Source organism: Kutzneria sp. CA-103260 (assembly GCF_018263855.1).
Lineage (GTDB): Bacteria > Actinomycetota > Actinomycetes > Mycobacteriales > Pseudonocardiaceae > Kutzneria.
The window spans coordinates 9,675,274-9,693,007 of the sequence record NZ_CP073318.1 but is presented as its reverse complement, the minus strand read 5'-3'; the positions used below and the strand labels follow the sequence as shown (position 1 = coordinate 9,693,007).

Annotated in this window: 20 protein-coding genes; 13 read left to right on the top strand and 7 right to left on the bottom strand. The window is 71.2% G+C overall.

Features of this window, described 5'->3' with window-relative positions:
• Positions 1–55: 55 nt before the first annotated feature.
• Positions 56–1,117: a serine hydrolase domain-containing protein gene (locus JJ691_RS43345; protein WP_211765228.1), complete on the top strand. Its 1,062-nt coding sequence runs from the start codon at positions 56–58 to the stop codon at positions 1,115–1,117.
• Here JJ691_RS43345 and JJ691_RS43340 read toward each other — a convergent pair.
• From JJ691_RS43340 to JJ691_RS43320, 5 genes are read right to left on the bottom strand one after another with little or no spacing between them, the layout of a single operon-like run.
• Positions 1,098–1,694, bottom strand: coding sequence for an adenosylcobinamide amidohydrolase (locus JJ691_RS43340; protein WP_211765227.1), 597 nt, complete (start codon positions 1,692–1,694; stop codon positions 1,098–1,100). The two genes, JJ691_RS43345 and JJ691_RS43340, sit on opposite strands and share 20 nt — an antisense overlap.
• Entirely contained in the window at positions 1,691–2,314 is a 624-nt protein-coding gene (locus JJ691_RS43335; protein WP_211765226.1) for a GNAT family N-acetyltransferase, read from the bottom strand. The genes JJ691_RS43340 and JJ691_RS43335 overlap by 4 nt, the downstream gene beginning before the upstream one ends.
• Positions 2,311–3,240 carry a hydroxymethylglutaryl-CoA lyase gene (locus tag JJ691_RS43330; RefSeq protein WP_211765225.1) on the bottom strand — a complete coding sequence of 310 codons (930 nt, stop codon included), beginning with the start codon at positions 3,238–3,240 and terminating at the stop codon, positions 2,311–2,313. The genes JJ691_RS43335 and JJ691_RS43330 overlap by 4 nt, the downstream gene beginning before the upstream one ends.
• Positions 3,237–3,761, bottom strand: a complete 525-nt coding sequence (locus JJ691_RS43325) for a PH domain-containing protein (protein WP_211765224.1) — start codon at positions 3,759–3,761, stop codon at positions 3,237–3,239. Before JJ691_RS43325 ends, JJ691_RS43330 begins: the two co-directional genes overlap by 4 nt.
• Positions 3,762–3,805: 44 nt before the next feature.
• Positions 3,806–4,603: a biotin--[acetyl-CoA-carboxylase] ligase gene (locus tag JJ691_RS43320; RefSeq protein ID WP_249227393.1), complete on the bottom strand. Its 798-nt coding sequence runs from the start codon at positions 4,601–4,603 to the stop codon at positions 3,806–3,808.
• Positions 4,604–4,850: 247 nt separating this feature from the next.
• Between JJ691_RS43320 and JJ691_RS43315 the strand changes: the two genes are divergently transcribed.
• The 4 genes from JJ691_RS43315 to JJ691_RS43300 all read left to right on the top strand — a co-directional run bounded on the left by JJ691_RS43315 (position 4,851) and on the right by JJ691_RS43300 (position 9,352).
• Entirely contained in the window at positions 4,851–6,488 is a 1,638-nt protein-coding gene (locus JJ691_RS43315) for an acyl-CoA carboxylase subunit beta (RefSeq protein WP_211765222.1), read from the top strand.
• The gene (locus JJ691_RS43310) at positions 6,485–6,691 is read left to right on the top strand and encodes an acyl-CoA carboxylase subunit epsilon (RefSeq protein ID WP_211765221.1); all 207 of its coding nucleotides are present in this window, start codon (positions 6,485–6,487) and stop codon (positions 6,689–6,691) included. The genes JJ691_RS43315 and JJ691_RS43310 overlap by 4 nt, the downstream gene beginning before the upstream one ends.
• A gap of 59 nt (positions 6,692–6,750) precedes the next feature.
• On the top strand, positions 6,751–8,580 hold the full coding sequence (locus tag JJ691_RS43305; RefSeq protein ID WP_249227392.1) for a Xaa-Pro dipeptidyl-peptidase: 1,830 nt from the start codon (positions 6,751–6,753) through the stop codon (positions 8,578–8,580).
• Between the two features lie 148 nt (positions 8,581–8,728).
• Positions 8,729–9,352 (top strand): Maf family protein, encoded by a 624-nt coding sequence (locus JJ691_RS43300; protein WP_211765220.1) that lies wholly within the window; start codon positions 8,729–8,731, stop codon positions 9,350–9,352.
• 9 nt (positions 9,353–9,361) lie between these two features.
• On the opposite strand, the gene JJ691_RS43295 is transcribed toward JJ691_RS43300, so the two are convergent.
• Positions 9,362–10,066, bottom strand: a complete 705-nt coding sequence (locus JJ691_RS43295; RefSeq protein WP_211765219.1) for a hypothetical protein — start codon at positions 10,064–10,066, stop codon at positions 9,362–9,364.
• Positions 10,067–10,224: 158 nt separating this feature from the next.
• Here JJ691_RS43295 and JJ691_RS43290 point away from each other — a divergent pair, with 158 nt between their 5' ends.
• The 8 genes from JJ691_RS43290 to JJ691_RS43255 all read left to right on the top strand — a co-directional run bounded on the left by JJ691_RS43290 (position 10,225) and on the right by JJ691_RS43255 (position 15,792).
• A complete protein-coding gene (locus JJ691_RS43290) occupies positions 10,225–12,015 on the top strand; it encodes an acetyl/propionyl/methylcrotonyl-CoA carboxylase subunit alpha (protein WP_211765218.1) in 1,791 nt (596 codons plus the stop codon).
• 52 nt (positions 12,016–12,067) lie between these two features.
• Positions 12,068–12,598: a DUF1707 SHOCT-like domain-containing protein gene (locus JJ691_RS43285; protein WP_211765217.1), complete on the top strand. Its 531-nt coding sequence runs from the start codon at positions 12,068–12,070 to the stop codon at positions 12,596–12,598.
• A 16-nt stretch (positions 12,599–12,614) separates the two neighbouring features.
• Positions 12,615–12,854, top strand: coding sequence for a hypothetical protein (locus JJ691_RS43280; RefSeq protein ID WP_211765216.1), 240 nt, complete (start codon positions 12,615–12,617; stop codon positions 12,852–12,854).
• Position 12,855: 1 nt separating this feature from the next.
• Positions 12,856–13,386 (top strand): GNAT family N-acetyltransferase, encoded by a 531-nt coding sequence (locus JJ691_RS43275; protein ID WP_249227391.1) that lies wholly within the window; start codon positions 12,856–12,858, stop codon positions 13,384–13,386.
• A 6-nt stretch (positions 13,387–13,392) separates the two neighbouring features.
• A complete protein-coding gene (locus JJ691_RS43270) occupies positions 13,393–13,986 on the top strand; it encodes a DUF3558 domain-containing protein (RefSeq protein ID WP_211765215.1) in 594 nt (197 codons plus the stop codon).
• Positions 13,987–14,087: 101 nt separating this feature from the next.
• The gene (locus JJ691_RS43265) at positions 14,088–14,447 is read left to right on the top strand and encodes a transcriptional regulator (RefSeq protein ID WP_211765214.1); all 360 of its coding nucleotides are present in this window, start codon (positions 14,088–14,090) and stop codon (positions 14,445–14,447) included.
• On the top strand, positions 14,447–15,016 hold the full coding sequence (locus JJ691_RS43260; RefSeq protein WP_211765213.1) for a PPE domain-containing protein: 570 nt from the start codon (positions 14,447–14,449) through the stop codon (positions 15,014–15,016). Before JJ691_RS43265 ends, JJ691_RS43260 begins: the two co-directional genes overlap by 1 nt.
• 2 nt (positions 15,017–15,018) lie before the next feature.
• Positions 15,019–15,792, top strand: coding sequence for an ESX secretion-associated protein EspG (locus JJ691_RS43255; RefSeq protein WP_249227390.1), 774 nt, complete (start codon positions 15,019–15,021; stop codon positions 15,790–15,792).
• Between the two features lie 117 nt (positions 15,793–15,909).
• Here JJ691_RS43255 and JJ691_RS43250 read toward each other — a convergent pair whose 3' ends face one another.
• Entirely contained in the window at positions 15,910–17,670 is a 1,761-nt protein-coding gene (locus JJ691_RS43250) for a glycerol-3-phosphate dehydrogenase/oxidase (RefSeq protein WP_442912558.1), read from the bottom strand.
• Between the last annotated feature and the right edge of the window lie 64 nt (positions 17,671–17,734).

Genomic DNA, 17,734 nt, shown 5'->3' with positions numbered 1-17,734 from the left:
GCCGCTTCGACAGCTGGCCCGGGACCTGGTCGCCGCCGGCGCCCCCGGGGTGATCGTGCGGGTGGACGACGGGCACGGGCGTCCGGCGGAGATCGCCGAGCAGGCCGACTGGACCAAAGAGGATCACCGGCTCGCGGCCGGGGACGAGTTCCGCATGGGGTCCAACACCAAGACCATGATGGCCACACTGGTGTTGCAACTGGTCGCCGACGGCCGGCTCGCGCTGACCGATCCGGTGCGGAAGTGGTTGCCGGACAAGGTTCCCAACGGTCAGGCGATCACCTTACGCATGCTGCTGAACCACACCAGCGGCCTGTACGACTACACCAACGACCCCGCGCTGCTGCCGTCGATCCTCGGCCGCGACCCGCACCCGTGGACGAATCAGGAGCTGCTCGCCGTCGGGGTGCAGCACCCGCCGCTCTTTCCGCCAGGGACACAGTGGTCCTACAGCAACACGAACTACGTCGCGATCGGCGCGGTCCTGGAACGGGCCACCGGGAAGAGCGTGGCCGACCTGGTGCGGGATCGAATCACGCGGCCGCTCGGCCTCCAGCACACGTACTTCGCCACCGACGGCTCATGGTCCGGCCCGCATGTGCGCGGCTACGAGCCGGATGCCGCCCACCTGCCGCCGGAGATGCCGGCCGACATCGGAACCATCGTCGGGCCGCGGCACGACGGTCACGTGGACGTCTCCGACAACAACGTGCGCTGGGGCGGGGCTGCGGGCGCGGTGGTGTCGACCGCCTCGGACTGGGCCCGGTTCTACGCGGCATTGATGTCCGGGAAGCTGCTGCCCGCCGCCCAGCTCGCGCAGATGCGTGACACCGTACCGGTTTTCCCCGATCAGCCCGACGGTCCCGGCTACGGGCTGGGCATCGAGACCGGAACCACCCCGTGCGGCACGGTCTGGGAACACGATGGCGGCGTGCCCGGCTACTTGAGTGCCAACTTCACCGACAGCGCCGGCGATCGCACGGGGTCGGTGTTGATTTCCACGGAACTGTTCAGTGAGTTCGACGCCGAGCCAAAGCTCGCCGCCGCAAGCAAAGCGCTGTCGAACGCCGCGATCTGCGCCATGTTCGACAAGCCAGTCAAGGCAAACCAGAACTGACGGCCTCGTGCACTGCACGGGCCAGTGCGGCACCGACGCGGGAACGGGGCCCGCCGTACGGCTCGACCGGCCCGAAAGTGGGGCACAGTAAGACAACCGCGTCGGTGGCGGTGCCGGTGCCTTCGACGCCGGCCTCGAACAGGGCCTGGGACTTGGCCTCGGTCACGGTGGCGACGGCGTTGACCAGAGCGGCCGGGCTTAACCGCACGGGTAACCGGCAGACCGCGTTGATGGTGCCGATGCGCTCCCCGGCGGCGTCCGGCGCGGCGGCCCACGTCGGCACGCTGATCCCGGTGGTGACCTCGGCGGTGACTCCGCGCTCGGTCACCGAGACGACCTTGCGCACGTCGACCGCGGTGAGCAGGCCGGTGCCGGGACCGGTGAGCTTCAGCTCGGCGGCGATCTCCGCGACGTGCCGGTCGGGGTCAAGCCGGTCGTAGCCGTGCGGCACGGTCGCGTTGAGCACCCAGCCGCGTTCGCCGACGCCGCCGCCGTAGGGCGCGGAGGAGATGGCCAGCCGGGGCCGGTCGAACCGCCACACCAACACGGGTGACGACTCGACGTAGGTGATGATCACCGGAGGTCTCGGCGCACCAGGGCGCGCTTGATGCCGCGCCGGCCGATCAGCTCGAACCCGGCGTCCAGGAACATCGTCAGCGTGCCGTGGTACAGGGTGCTGACCTGCTTGTGCTCGCCTTCGAGCCCGGGTGCGGGTGTCCCGCGAGACACTGTGGTGGGATAGCCCTCGATGCAGCGGGCCCCGTGCTCGGCCGCGTAGGTCACGGCGGCGTCGAGCAGCGAGCGCGTGATGCCCGTGCCGCGGGCCGTGCGGTGCACGAAGAAACACGTCACGGACCAGACGTCGGACAGGTCTTCACGGGGATCGGGCGGGGCGGCGACCGCGGACCGGTCCAGGCGGATGTGCGCGAGCCGGGGCGCGACGGCGGCCCAGCCGACGGCCTTGCCGCCGGCGTCCAGAGCCAGCAGCCCGACCGGCTCACCCGAGCCGACCAGCTCGCCGAGCGCCTGCCGGTTCGGCTCCCCCTTGTTGCGCTTGAAGTCGTTGGCCGTGCGCCGGAACCACATGCACCAGCAGCCGCTGGCCCCGCCCTGCGGACCGAGCAGCTCCTGCAGGGCGGGCCAGGTCTGCTCGGTCAGGGCGACGACCGTGGCGTCGACTCCGGTGCCGGCACTCATCCGGCCAGGGCCCGCACGACCCCGGACGGGCTCGGCCGTCCCAGCCGCTCCGCCATCCACGCGCTGGTGGCTACCAGCTTGTCCAGGTCGACTCCGTGCTCGATGCCTAGGCCGTCCAGCATCCACACCAGGTCCTCGGTGGCGAGGTTGCCGGTCGCCGACTCGGCGTACGGGCAGCCGCCGAGGCCGCCGGCCGAGGAGTCCACTGTGGTCACGCCGAGACGCAGTGCCGCCAACGTGTTGGACAGCGCCTGCCCGTACGTGTCGTGGAAGTGCACGGCCAGGTTGTCGACGGTCGGGAAACCGCCGACGACCGCCTCCACCTGCCCGGGGGTCGCGACGCCGATGGTGTCGCCGAGGGACAGCTGCGAGCAGCCCATGTCCAGCAGCCGGGTCCCCACCGACACCACCTGCGCCGGCTCGACGTGCCCCTCCCAGGGGTCGCCGAAGCACATCGACACGTACGCCCGGACGTCCAGTCCTTCCTTGCGGGCCCGCGTGACGACCGGCTCGAACATGGCGAACTGCTCGTCGAGGGTCCGGTTCAGGTTCTTGTTGGCGAACGTCTCGGTGGCGCTGCCGAAGATGGCGATGTGCCGCACACCCGCGGCCAGCGCCCGGTCCAGCCCGCGCTCGTTGGGCACGAGCACCGGATACGACACGCCGTCACGCTGCTTGAGCCCGGCCAGCAACTGCTCGGCGTCGGCCAGCTGGGGCACCCACTTCGGGTGCACGAAGCTGGTCGCCTCCAGCACCGACAGGCCGGACTCGGCCAGCCGGTCCAGGAACTCCAGCTTCACCTCGACGTCCACGACCGACGACTCGTTCTGCAGGCCGTCGCGCGCGCCGACCTCCCAGATCGTGACCCGCGCCGGCAGCCCGGATCCGGGCACGGTGCTGGGCAGGCCGACCGATCGGGCGCTCACCGCTCGCTCCGCGAGTGGCCGGGGTGGAAGTCGTCGTCGGGGTCGTCGTTGATCTCCCGGTAGAGCAGCGAGTGCACCCGCTCCACGTTGGGGATGTCGTCGAACTCCAGCGGCTCGTCCGAGGCCGACTCGACGATTAGGGTGCCCGCGCCGACCAGCCGGTCGAACAGGCCGTGCCGGAACTGCACGCTGTTGATCCGCGACATCGGGATGTCGATGCCGGTCCGGGTGAGCACGCCCTCGCGCACCATCACCCGGTGGGTGGTGAGCACGAAGTGGGTGGTCCGCCACCGGATCAGCGGGCCGAGCACGACCCAGATGATCACGATCAGGGCGACGACGCCGATCGCGATCCAGGCGTAGAGATGCCAGTCCTGGCTGCTGACCAGCGCCGCGAGATAGGCGCCGGCGCCGATGGTGACCAGGAAGGTCACGATCGGCCAGAACAGCATCTTCCAGTGCGGGTGCTTGTGGATCACGACGTGCTCGTCCTGGCCGAGCAGGTCGTCTGGGTAGGCCACGGCGATTCCTCCCGAAGCTGGTGACCTCGCCACGGTACCGGTGGTCAGCCGGCGGCTGATCGCAGGTGCACCACGTCACCAGCGTGGACGCTGCGCCGGGCGCCGTCGTCGGTGCGGACCACGAGCTGCCCGTCGACGTCGACCTCCACCGCCGTGCCGACCAGCTCGCGGTCGCCGGGCAGCTCGATCCGCACCCGCAGGCCCAAAGTCGAGCAGTGCTTGCGGTACTCGGCGTGCAGCCCGGAGGCGATCGGGTCGCCGTGCTCCTGCCGCCACGCGTCGTCCAGTTCGGCCAGGTTGGTCAGCAGCTGGATAGCGATTTCCGTACGGTCCGTGGTGGACGCGTCCTGCTGTTCGAGGGACGTCGCCGGCAGGCCGCCCGCCCCCGGCGGCACGTCACCCGGCAGCGCCGCGACGTTCAGGCCCATGCCCAGCACCACGCCGTCGTCGGCCTCGGCCAGCACGCCCGCGCACTTGGACCCGTTCGCGAGCAGGTCGTTCGGCCACTTCAGCGCGGCGTCCACGCCGAGGCCGGTGACCGTGCGGGCCAGGGCGACGCCGGCCAGCAGCGTGATCCACGGGATCCGCTGCGGTGGGACGTCGGGGCGCAGCAGCACGCTCACGTACAGGCCGGTGTGCGGCGGCGACACCCAGGTGCGGGCCCGGCGACCCTGGCCAGCGGTCTGCTCCTCGGCGAACAACACGGTCCGGTCCGCGGCGCCGGCTCGGGCGGCCACTCGGAGGTCCGCGTTGGTGGAACCGGTGCTCGCGACGACGTCGACCTGCGCGTACGGGCCGGTCAAGGCGGCCCGGAGCCGGTTCACGTCCAGGGGTTCACGCACAGTTGCCCAGCGTAATCTGTTCGGATCTCGACATCCGTTTGCCGGAGAGCGGGACTCGCGCGAGGCCGCCGCCGATGCCTGGACCGCGGGCTTAGCTCGATCGAGTCTTTCCATCGATCGAGCTAAGCCAAGGGAAGGCATCGGCCTGGTGGGCGGCCTCGCCGCGCGCGGAACGCGCGCCATCGGCGCAGTGATGTGGGCTACGTGTCAGTAACCTGCGTCGACAGCGTGGTTAGAGTGCGTTCGCATGAGCAGTGCGACCGAGCCCGTGGGTGTCGCTCCAACGACGGAGCCGGACATTCACACCACCGCCGGCAAGCTGGCCGACCTCTACCGCCGCAACGACGAGGCGGTGCACGCCGGCTCCGCGCGTGCCATCGAGAAGCAGCACGCCAAGGGCAAGCTCACCGCCCGGGAGCGGATCGACCTGCTGCTCGACCCCGGCTCGTTCATCGAGCTGGACGAACACGCCCGCCACCGGTCCACCAACTTCGGCCAGGAGCGCAACCGGCCCTACGGCGACGGCGTGGTCACCGGCTACGGCACCGTCGACGGCCGCCGGGTCTGCGTGTTCAGCCAGGACGTGACCATCTTCGGCGGCTCGCTGGGCGAGGTCTACGGCGAGAAGATCGTCAAGATCATGGACCTGGCCATGAAGACCGGCAGCCCGGTGGTCGGCATCAACGAGGGCGGCGGCGCACGGATCCAGGAGGGCGTGGTCTCGCTCGGCCTGTACGGCGAGATCTTCCGGCGCAACACCCACGCCTCCGGGGTGATCCCGCAGATCTCGCTGATCATGGGCTCGGCCGCCGGCGGCCACGTGTACTCGCCGGCGCTGACCGACTTCACCGTGATGGTGGACAAGACCTCGCACATGTTCATCACCGGCCCGGACGTGATCAAGACGGTCACCGGCGAGGACGTGGGCTTCGAGGAGCTGGGCGGCGGCCGCACGCACAACACCAAGTCCGGCAACGCGCACTACCTCGGCTCCGACGAGCAGGACGCGATCGCCTACGTCAAGGAACTGCTGTCCTACCTGCCGTCCAACAACCTGGCCGAGCCGCCGGTGTTCCCGGGCCTGGTCGAGGACGGCTCGGTGGCCGACACGCTCACCGACACCGACCGCGAGCTGGACACGCTGATCCCGGACTCGGCCAACCAGCCCTACGACATCCACGAGGTGATCTCCCGGGTCGTCGACGACGGCGAGTTCCTGGAGGTGCACCAGCTGTTCGCGCCGAACATCGTGGTCGGCTTCGGCCGGGTCGAGGGGCACGCGGTCGGCGTGGTGGCCAACCAGCCCACCCAGTTCGCCGGCTGCCTGGACATCGACGCCAGCGAGAAGGCGGCCCGGTTCGTGCGGACCTGCGACGCCTTCAACATCCCGGTGCTGACCTTCGTGGACGTGCCGGGCTTCCTGCCGGGCACCGACCAGGAGTGGAACGGCATCATCCGGCGCGGCGCGAAGCTGATCTACGCCTACGCCGAGGCCACGGTCCCGCTGGTCACCGTGATCACCCGCAAGGCCTATGGCGGCGCCTACGACGTGATGGGCTCCAAGCACCTGGGCGCGGACCTCAACCTGGCCTGGCCGACCGCGCAGATCGCGGTGATGGGCGCGCAGGGCGCGGCCAACATCGTGCACCGGCGCACGCTGGCCGAGGCCAAGGAGCGCGGCGAGGACGTGGAGGCGTTGCGGGCCAAGCTGATCCAGGAGTACGAGGACACGCTCTGCAATCCGTACCAGGCGGCCGAGCGCGGCTACGTGGACTCGGTGATCCCACCCTCCCACACCCGCGGCTACGTGGCCCGCGCGCTGCGCACGCTGCGGGAGAAGCGGGAAGCCCTGCCGCCCAAGAAGCATGGGAACATCCCGCTGTGAGCGACGAATCCCGCCCGCTGCTGCGTGTCGTCCGGGGCAATCCGGACGACACCGAACTCGCCGTGCTGACCGCGGTGGTCAGCGCGCTGGCCGCCGCTCCGGTCAGCACGGACGAACCCGTGGCCCGGTCCCGTTGGGGCGCACCGCAACTGCGGCAGCAGCTGCGTCCGGGCCCCGGCGCGTGGCAGTTCTCCGGACGGTAACCAGAGACCCGCCTATCGGCTCTACTCCCCGGGTTCGACGGGTTTCTAACGTCATTCCGGTGAAGGTGACACGGTTATCCTCCCTGCTGACCGTCCTCGTCGCCGGGCTTGCTTTGGTGCTCGTCCCGGCGAACGCCGGCGCCGCCCCGCACGACGGCGGCAGCCAGCCGACCTACTCCTACGCCAACGCCATCCGCGAGACGGCGTGGGTCGACACCGGACTGAAGGACCCAAGCGGCAAGGCGGTCCGGGTCGCCGCGGACATCATCCGGCCCTCGGAGCTGAGCTCCGGCGTGCCGGTGATCATGGACGCCAGCCCGTACTACTCCTGCTGCGGGCGCGGCAACGAGTCGCAGGTCAAGGAGTACGACTCGGCCGGCAACACGACGCTGTTCCCGCTGTACTACGACAACTACTTCGTGCCCCGCGGCTACGCGGTGGTGCTGGTCGACCTGGCCGGCACCAACCGGTCCAACGGCTGCGTGGACATCGGCGGCCCGTCGGACGTCACCTCGGCCAAGGCGGTGATCGACTGGCTGAACGGCCGGGCCACCGCCTACACCACCTCGACCGGGTCGACCACCAAGAAGGCCAGCTGGACCAGCGGCAATGTCGGCATGATCGGCAAGTCCTACGACGGCACGATCGCCAACGGGGTGGCCGCGACCGGCGTCGCCGGGCTGAAGACGATCGTGCCGATCTCGGCGATCTCCTCCTGGTACGACTACTACCGGGCCAACGGCGCCGACCTGACCGCCGGCCAGCCGTCCGGTCTGGCCAGCACGGTGGAGAACTCGGCGGCGCAGAGCGGCTGCGGCAGCGTGCAGTCGGCCACCGACGCCGGGTCGCCGACCAACGGCAACTACACGGCCTGGTGGAACCAGCGCAACTACTACGCGCAGGCCGCCAACGTGCACGCCAGCGTGTTCATCGCGCACGGCGTGGAGGACACCAACGTCAAGCCGATCAACTTCGGCCAGTGGTGGGACGCCCTTGCCGCGCACGGTGTCGAGCGCAAGATCTGGCTCTCGCAGACCAGCCACGTGGACCCGTTCGACTACCGGCGCGCCGCGTGGGTCGACACCCTGCACCAGTGGTTCGACCACTACCTGATGGGCGTCGACAACGGCGTTCAGAACGGCCCGCAGCTCTCGGTCGAGCGCACGCCCGACAACTGGGTGGACGCGGCCAGCTACCCGGAGACGTCCACGGCGACGTCGCTGAACCTGAGCGCCACCACCACGAACGGCCTCGGCAAGCTCGGCAGCACCGCGCCCACGGCCGGCGCCGTCGAGTCGTTCACCGACACTCCGAGCCAGAGCGAGACCAACTGGGAGACCAACCCCGACTCCGCCAGCAGCGCCCGGGTGGTGTTCAGCAGCGGCACGCTCGCCTCGCCGGTGACGGTGTCCGGCACCAGCACGATCACCGTGACTGCGTCGTCCTCCGCGAGCAGCGGCCAGGTCTCGGCGGTGCTGGTGGACCTCGGGCCGGAGACCGTGCGCAACTTCGACGGGCAGGAGGAGGGCATCACCACGCTCACCACCCGCACCTGCTTCGGCTCCGGCAACTCGATCGACACCGGCTGCTTCCTCGACACCAAGGCCGACACGACCAACGTGAACGCCGAGGTGATCGCCCGCGGCTGGGCCGACCTCGGCCACTACGCGTCGCTGAACAGCAAGGCCACGCTGACGCCGGGCAAGTCGTACACGATGACGTTCAAGCTGGCCCCGACCGACCACCAGTTGGCGGCCGGGCACCGGCTGGCGCTGATCGTCGGCGGCACCGACAACGGGTACATCACCGCCGGCAGCGCCAAGCCGAAGATCACGCTGGACCTGACCAAGACCTCCATCCAGGTCCCCTTGGTCGGATCCCTCCCCTAACCACCAAGGTTTGAGCGTCTCCAAGACACCCAAACCCACTCCAGGAACATCGCTGACCGCTACAGACCCTCGCCGGGTTTGTAGCGGTCAGCGACCACTCCCAGGCCCGTTTGTAGGTCTTGGAGACACCCAAATAGGGTTCGCAGCCGTGCGACTCGTGCTCGGCTCCCAGTCCCCCGCCCGCCTCAACGTGCTGCGCGCCGCCGGCATCGACCCGGTGGTCCGGGTGTCCGGCGTCGACGAGGACGCGGTGGCGGCGGCGCTCACCGATCCCCGTCCCGACGAACTCGTCACCGCGCTGGCCGAGGCCAAGGCGCACGCCGTCGTCGCGGCGCTGGCCGGGGAGCTGCCCGACGCCGTGGTCATCGGCTGCGACTCGATGCTGTCCATCAACGGCCGGATGGTCGGCAAGCCGGGCACCCCCGAGGTGGCGCGGGCGCGCTGGCAGGAGATGGCCGGCAAGACCGGCGAACTGCTCACCGGCCACGTCCTGCTGCGGCTCGCCGACGGCGCCGTGGACCGGGTCGCCCGCGGCGCGGAGACCACCACCGTCCGCTTCGGCACGCCTTCGGATGCCGAACTGGAGGCGTACATCAAGACCGGCGAGCCGCTGGCGGTGGCCGGCGGGTTCACTCTGGACGGCATGGGCGGCTGGTTCGTCGACGGCATCGACGGCGACCACTCCAGCGTGATCGGCATCAGCCTGCCGCTGACCCGCCGGCTGCTGGCCGAGGTCGGCGTCAGCGTGGTCGACCTGTGGACGGCCTCATGACGGGCAGCCTCATGACGGGCAGGCGGACAGCTTCGAGGCGTCCGGCGCGACCTCCGGCCAGCCGGGCAGCTGCGGCGGCGTCGCGTACGTGACGGTGCACCCGATCGGGTCACCCATCAGCTGGAACACGGCCACCGCGATCTTGGTGCACGAGGCGGGCGGATCGTCGCTGCAGCGGCGCTGCGTTGTCACCACATCGGGTGTTCCGTCGCCGTCGACGTCCCGCAGCGCGAGGTAGCCGGCGTCCGAGCTGAACGGGATCGGCGTCTGCCGCCACGCGCCGGCGTCGTCGGTGTAGACCTCGCCGATCAGGTCGGTGTTGTCGCCGTCCGGGCCCTGCAGCAGGCAGGCGGAGGTCTTGCCCTCCTCGCACGTGATCGAGTGCTGGGTGACCGTGCCGATCTGGGAGCTGAACATCACCGCGCCCCGGTCGGAGGTGATGCGCAGCCGCGCGAAGTGCCCCTTGCCGTCGGCCAGCAGCTCGACCGTCTCCTTGAACTGGGGCATCGCGACGCTGGTCAGCTTCACGCACTCGACCTGGCCGCACAGCTGCGCCGGACCGGTCGACGGGTTCGGCCCCGGCGCGCTGGGCGCCGGCTGTCTCGCCGCGGTCTCCCGCAGCTGGCGCAGCACCAGGGTCGCGCCGAGCGTAGCGGCCAGCACCAGCACCGCGACCACAACAGCGACGAACACCGGTTTCGCCGTCTTCGTCATGTGCTGGCACCTCCTCCGCTCCCAGGACGAGTCTGCACGTCAAACCGGGTTACCCGCTCGTCACGTGGTGAGGATGGTCTCCCCCCGTGCGCGGCCGGTCATCCGTAGACTCCAGCGAAACCCGCGCGTTCCGCTGGAGTCGTACGAGGAGGTATGGCGTGCCAGAGTCGGCCGCAGACCTGGGCCCCATCACGCTGCACAAGGTCCTGGTCGCCAACCGTGGCGAGATCGCGGTCCGAGTGATCCGCGCCTGTCGGGACGCCGGCCTGGCCAGCGTCGCCGTCTACGCGGACCCGGACCGGGACGCGCCGTTCGCGCGGATGGCCGACGAGGCCTTCGCCCTCGGCGGCAGCACCCCCGGCGAGAGCTACCTCGTCATCGACAAGCTGCTGGACGTGGCCAAGCGGGCCGGCGCGGACGCCGTGCACCCCGGCTACGGCTTCCTGTCCGAGAACGCCGACTTCGCCCAGGCCGTGCTCGACGCCGGGCTGACCTGGATCGGCCCGTCGCCGCAGTCCATCCGCGACCTCGGCGACAAGGTCACCGCCCGGCACATCGCCATGCGGGCCGGCGCGCCGCTGGTGCCCGGCACCAAGGACCCGGTCAACGGGCCGGACGAGGTAGTCGCCTTCGCCCAGGAGCACGGGTTGCCGGTGGCGATCAAGGCGGCGTTCGGCGGCGGTGGCCGCGGCCTGAAGGTGGCCCGCACGCTGGAGGAGATCCCCGAGCTGTTCGACTCCGCCGTCCGCGAGGCTGTCACGGCGTTCGGGCGCGGGGAGTGCTTCGTGGAGCGCTACCTGGACAAGCCCCGGCACGTCGAGGCCCAGGTGGTGGCCGACAAGCACGGCAACGTCATCGTGGTCGGCACCCGCGACTGCTCACTGCAGCGCCGGCACCAGAAGCTGGTGGAGGAGGCCCCCGCGCCGTTCCTCACCGACGAGCAGCGGGCCCGGATCCACAGCAGCGCCAAGGCGATCTGCGCCGAGGCCGGCTACTACGGCGCCGGCACCGTGGAGTACCTCGTCGGCCTGGACGGGTCGATCTCCTTCCTGGAGGTCAACACCCGGCTCCAGGTGGAGCACCCGGTCAGCGAGGAGACCTCCGGCATCGACCTGGTGCTGGAGCAGTTCCGTATCGCCGCCAACGAGAAGCTGCGCTTCACCGAGGACCCGACCCCACGCGGCCACTCCATCGAGTTCCGGATCAACGGCGAGGACGCCGGCCGCAACTTCCTGCCCGCGCCCGGTGTCGTGACCACGTTCGTCGAGCCGGCCGGCCCCGGTGTGCGGGTCGACGCCGGCGTGCGGTCCGGGGACGTGATCGGCGGCCAGTTCGACTCGCTGCTGGCCAAGCTCATCGTCACCGGTGAGACCCGGCAGCAGGCGCTGGCCCGCGCGCGTCGTGCCCTGGACGAGATGGTGGTCGAGGGCATGGCCACCGTGCTGCCGTTCCACCGGGCGGTCGTGCGCGACCCGGCGTTCACCGCCGAGGACGGCTTCACCGTGCACACCCGGTGGATCGAGACCGAGTTCGACAACACCATCCCGCCCTTCACCGACCCGGCCGTCGCCGAGGAGGAGGACGGCGAGCGCCAGACCGTGGTGGTCGAGGTCGGCGGTCGCCGGCTGGAGGTGTCGCTGCCCGGCAACTTGGCCGCCGCCGGCGCGGCCGCGCCGGCGGCGGCCAAGGCCAAGCCCCGCAAGCGGGCCGGCAAGAGCGCCGCCGCGGTGTCCGGCGACGCCGTCGCCGCGCCGATGCAGGGCACCATCGTCAAGGTCGCCGTGGCCGACGGGCAGTCGGTCGAGGCCGGCGAGCTGCTGGTGGTGCTGGAGGCCATGAAGATGGAGAACCCGGTGACCGCGCACAAGGCCGGCACCGTCACCGGGCTCGCGGCCACTCCGGGCGAAACGGTCACGCAGGGCACCGTGCTGCTGGAGATCAAGGACTGAACCTGACGGATGTCATGACAGGGGACCGTGGGTGCGCCGTACGATTGGTGGCGTGAACGAGTCCCCTGACATGCGGATCGGTGACACCGAGCGCGAGCAGGCGCTGGCCGCGCTCGGGGAGCACATGAGCGCCGGTCGGCTGAACATCGACGAATACGGCGAGCGCTCGGCCAAGGTGACGGCCGCGCGCACCCACAGCGAGCTCATGGAGCTGTTCACCGACCTGCCGGCCCCGAAGCCCGGGGCCGCACCGAAGCCGCAGCCGGCGGCTGCCCCGCAGCCGCCGGCCACCGTGCCCGGCGCCCCGGTGGAGAAGCGGAGCAACGCCCCGCGCATCTCCATGGCGGCCGTCGCCGCGGCCAGCTGGCCGGTGGCCATCGGCATCGGCCTGATCACCAGGCAGTGGGAGGTCATCGCGGTCCCAGTGCTGCTCAGCTGGTTCATGGGCGCGCTGTTCGGCGGCCGCCGGCGCGATGAAGAACGGGAGCAGGACCAGCGCCACCGTGACCAGTGGCGGCAGGCCCGGCACCAGATGCGTGACGAGATGCACCGCCAGCGCCGGGAACTGCGTGGCCGCGACTGAGTCCACAGTGGACGGAATGTTGCTCGTGCTGCCCGAGCGGGACGAGGCCGAGGCGTTGGCCGCCGAGCTGGCGCGGCTGGGCTGGCAGCCGTGCGCCGTGCACAAGGAGCTCCTGGCCGGCGAGGACGACGCCGAGGACGCCGACTGGCTCGTCGAGTTGGCCACCGCGCCGGACGGCACGCCGGCCGCGGCGCACGCGGATTTCCTGACCGAGCTGGCCGACCGCGCCGACGGGTTCGTGACCAGCATCAACTAGCGTGGCCGCCGTGGAACCGGTGGAGATCAACGCGGGCAGGTACTACCTGCGGCAGCTGCGGGCTGACGACCGGATCGACGACCGGCCGTCGATCCTGGACGCGTTCACCGACCCGGTCAGCCGTCGCTGGATCAGCCATCGGATCGTGGACCTGGCCGGGGCCGGCGACTACGTCGCGCTGCGGGCCAAGCAGTGGACCGACGACGAGCGCTGCTCGTGGGCGGTCGCCGACCAGAACACCGGCGAGCTGCTCGGCGAGGTCGGGCTCAAGGATCTGGATCTCGCCATCGGCTCGGCCGCGGCGGCCTGTTGGGCCGCACCCCGGCACCGCAACCGCGGCGTGGTCAGCGAGGGCCTGGCCGCCGCGATCCGGTTCGGGGCCGGCGCGCTCGGTCTGCTCCGGGTCGACTATCTGTTCCAGGACGGCAACGAGCCGTCCCGACGCGTGGCCGAGAAGTGCGGCTTCGGCTACCACCGCACCATCGACGAGTGCGGGTCCAAGGTGCACGTCTGGACCCGGTCGCTAGTCTGACCGGCCATGCGACTCGCGCTGCTCCTGCTGTCCGCGGCGGCGGCCCTCGCGGGCTGTTCCGTGTTCCCGGTCTCCGAGGCCAGCCAGACGCACTCCGACTCCAGCTCACCGGCCGCCCCCGCGACCACCACGACCACAAAGCTCACGCTGCCGCCCCGGCCGCGGGAGATCCGGTTGGACAAGGTCAACCCGTGCACCATCCTGACCAAGGACCAGCGGGCGGCGCTGAGCCTGGACACCACGCCGTCGCCGTATACCGACACCCAGCTGAAGGCCCGCGCGTGCACCATCCGGGGGACCTACAGCGGCCAGGTCGCGCGGCTCGCGCTCGTCACCGACGAGGGCGCGGAGCTGTGGATCTCCGACGAGGCCCAGAACACGGCCAAGGTGATCGCGGTCGCCGGCTTCCCGGCGCTGGAGGTCCGCACCCCCGGTTTGGACACGCTCTGTAACGTCGAGGTGGACGTGGCCCAGGGTGAATTCCTGGACGTGCTGTTCCGCGACGGCGGCGGAGCGGCCCCCATCCCCCAAGATGATCTTTGCCTTGGCGCGCAAAGAGTCGCTGAAGCAGCCATGTCCAGCCTGTCCGGCGGACACTGATGGCGGCTTGACAGACCCTGCGGGGTGGATGTCACCCTAGCTACTCCCCATCGTCACGCACGGTCGCTAGAGTGTGGGCACCCAACCCCCGGAGGTCACTCGTGCCGCAGCGGACCACGACCCCCGACCCCGCCGCGATCGCCTCCGGCGGCTTCCGGGTGGACCCGGCCGCCATCCCCGGCTTGCGCAAGGTGTTCACCACCGCGCTGGTGAAGCTGGACAAGCAGATCGAGATGGCCGTCTCGGACGTGCGGATCCGGCCCTGGGCCGGCGACCCCGTCAGCCAGCAGGCCGCGACCGACTTCAACGACCACACCCTGGGCGTGGACTCCGCGCTGGACGCGCTGCAGGCCTACCAGCGGCAGCTCAAGGGCGCGCTGGACGCGTTGACGCAGGTCGAGCTGGGGTACCACGCCGTCGAGCAGGACAACACGACGCTGATCCAGCAGGGTGGCTGCTGATGTCCGGCGACGTGCGCTGGCGGGGATACACCCACCAGGAGCTGTACGACGCGATCAACTCCGGCCCCGGCGCGGCCGCGTCCGCCGACCCGGCCGCGCGCTGGGACGCCATCTCCGGCGCGCTGTCCGAGATCAGCGGCGACCTGACCAACGGCATCGGGGCCGCGCACGAGCACTGGACCGGGGCCGCCGCCGAGTCCGCGCTGGGCGGCATCGCCCAGCTGGCGCGGTGGGCCCACGACGCGCACGCCAACGCCGATTCGGTGCGGGCCGGCGCCGAGGCCCAGGCCGACTACGTCACGCAGGCCCGGGCCGACATGCCGGTGCCGGTCAAGGCGCCCGAGCCCGGGCCGGCCGGCTGGCTCGGCGGGCTGGTGTCGCTGTTCACCGGGCAGCTCGACGCCGAGGTCATCGAGGCCGCCCAGGACGCCGCCGCGACGCGGGCGTTCGAGGTGATGAGCACCTACGAGCACAACACCGCCGCCAACACCGGCTCGCTGCGGGCCTTCGACGCCGTGCCCGTCGTCACCGCCTCCCGGCCCGTGGTGCCGAGCCAGCGCGGGTACTGACTTTGCCTATCACCCTGTCCGAGCTGGAGTTCGACGTGCTCTGGGAGCACCTCCGGCTGGCCGAGATGCCACTGGCCGTCAAGGTCGCGTCCCCCGGCAAGACCCATGTCGAGCGGGATGCCGTCGCCAAGACCGTGTGGGACTCGCTCGCCGAACGGGGGCTCGTCGGCGGCGCCCGCGGCATCGACCAGGACCTGGTCGACCTGCTGGGTCTGCTCGACCGCTCCGACTACGAGCTCGACGCCCGGCTCTGGCTCGACGGCGGCGTGCGGGCCCTGGTCGCCGCCAAGGGCCACGACGCCGTGCTCGCCCGGCTCGCCGACGGCGAGCTGACCCTGAACCCGGTCGAGATCTCGTCGCTGCCTCGCGCGGCGATGTCCCTGCTGCCCGAGCTGGCCGCCGGTCCCGGCTACTCCATCACCGTTCCCAGCGCCGAGCTCGACTCCGCCGCCGCCGAGGCCGAGACCGCCGACGAGCTCGGCTGGATCCTCCGCGACCACGGCGTCTCCCCCGACGAGGCCGACGAGCTCGCCGCCATGGTCGGCAACGTCCGCCGCCGCGGCCAGTTCGGCGCCGCCGCCCGCGACCAGTACGGCCGCCGCCACCGCCCCGACCGCGTCATCGGCTTCTTCGACACCCCGCGCGGCCGCTACGTCCAGCTCCGCCGGGCCAAATCCAACGCCGTCGCCTGGAGCACCATCGCCCCCGCCGACGACCGCCGCCTCAGCCAGCACATCGCCGACCTGCTCAGCGACGCCGCGAGCATGACTCTCTGACCCCGCTCACCCACCCCCTCTTTCCGCCACATGTGCGCCACATTCGACTCCAGTCCCCACATGTGGCCCACATGTGGGGAAAACGTGGGGGGTGGCGGTTGGGCGAGGGGGTGGCGGTCAGCTGACCGGGTCGCGGAGGTCGCGGGCCTCGGGGGCGCTGATGCGGCGGGCGTCGGCGGCCTCGTCGTCGGGCTCGGACTGGGAGTCCCGCTCGGCCCGCACCCGGGCGGTGTAGACCTCGACCTCGCGGGCGATGCGGGCCTCGTCCCAGCCCAGGACGCCGGCCATGAGGCGGGCGACCTGCTCGGCGCAGTCGACGCCGCGGTGCGGGTACTCGATGGAGATCCGGGTCCGCCGGGTGAGGGCGTCCTCCAGGTGCAGCGCGCCCTCGTGGGAGGCGGCGTAGACGATCTCGACCTGGAGGTAGTCGGGGGCGGCGGGCAGGGGGCGCAGCAGCTCGGGGTCGCCGTCGGCGGCGTCGAGCACCTCGTGCACAAGCGAGCCGTAGCGGTCGAGCAGGTGCCGCACGCGGTAGGGGTGCAGCCCGTGCCGGGTGGCGAGCTGGTCGGCCTGGTTGACGAGGGCGTAGTAGCCGTCGGCGCCGAGCAGCGGAACCTTGTCGGTGATGGAGGGCTGCAACCGGCCGGTGAGGTCGGCCCCGGCGGCGTCGACGGCGTCGGCGGCCATCACGCGGTACGTCGTGTACTTGCCGCCGGCGATGGCGACCAGGCCGGGGGCGACCCGGGCGACGGCGTGCTCGCGGGACAGCTTGGACGTGGACTCGTTCTCCCCGGCCAGCAGCGGCCGCAGCCCGGCGTAGACGCCCTCGATGTCGTCGTGCGTGAGCGGCGTGGCCAGCACGGTGTTGACGTGGTTGAGGATGTAGTCGATGTCGGCCTTGGTGGCGGCCGGGTGGGCCAGGTCGAGCTTCCAGTCGGTGTCGGTGGTGCCGACGATCCAGTGGTTGCGCCACGGGATCACGAACAGCACGGACTTCTCGGTGCGCAGGATGAGCCCGGACTCGGCGACGATCCGGTCCCGCGGCACCACGATGTGCACGCCCTTGCTGGCCCGCACCCGGAACCGGCCGCGGCTGCCGGACAGCCGCTGCAACTCGTCGGTCCACACGCCGGTGCAGTTGATCACGACGTTGGCCTTGACCTCGGTCTCCCGGCCGTCCTCGACGTCACGCACGCGCACGCCGGAGATCCGGTCGGCCTCCCGCAGGAAGCCGGTGACCTGGGTGGAGGTCCGCACCACGGCGCCGTAGTGGGCGGCGGTGCGGCCGACGGTCATGGTGTGCCGGGCGTCGTCGGACTGCGCGTCGTAGTAGCGGATGCCGCCGATCAGCGCGGACCGCTTGAGCGCCGGGAACATGCGCAGCGCGCCGGCCCGGGTCAGGTGCTTCTGCCCGGGCACCGAGCGGGCGCCGCCCATGGTGTCGTACATCAGCAGGCCGGCCGCGGTGTAGGGGCGCTCCCACAGCCGGTGGCTGAGCGGGTAGAGGAAGCTCACCGGCTTGACCAGGTGCGGCGCGATCCGGGTGAGCATCAGCTCCCGTTCCCGCAGCGCCTCGCGCACCAGGCCGAACTCCAACTGCTCCAGGTAGCGCAGGCCGCCGTGGAACAGCTTGCTGGACCGGCTGGACGTGCCGGACGCCAGGTCGCGGGCCTCGACGAGGGCCACCCGCAGGCCACGGGTCGCGGCGTCCAGCGCGGTGCCGGCGCCGACCACGCCGCCGCCGACCACCACGACGTCGAAGGTCTCCGAAGCCAGGCGCTGCCAGTCCCGCTCCCGTTCCTCGGTGCCGAGCCGCCCGGTCTCGGCCGAGGCTCGCGTCGGTGTCGTTGGGGCTGCTGCTGGTTTCCGGGTGGCCACGCCACTCGCCTCCCGCCTGTTGGCTGCCTGGTTCCGACGGATCATCACGCTACCTGCAACCGCA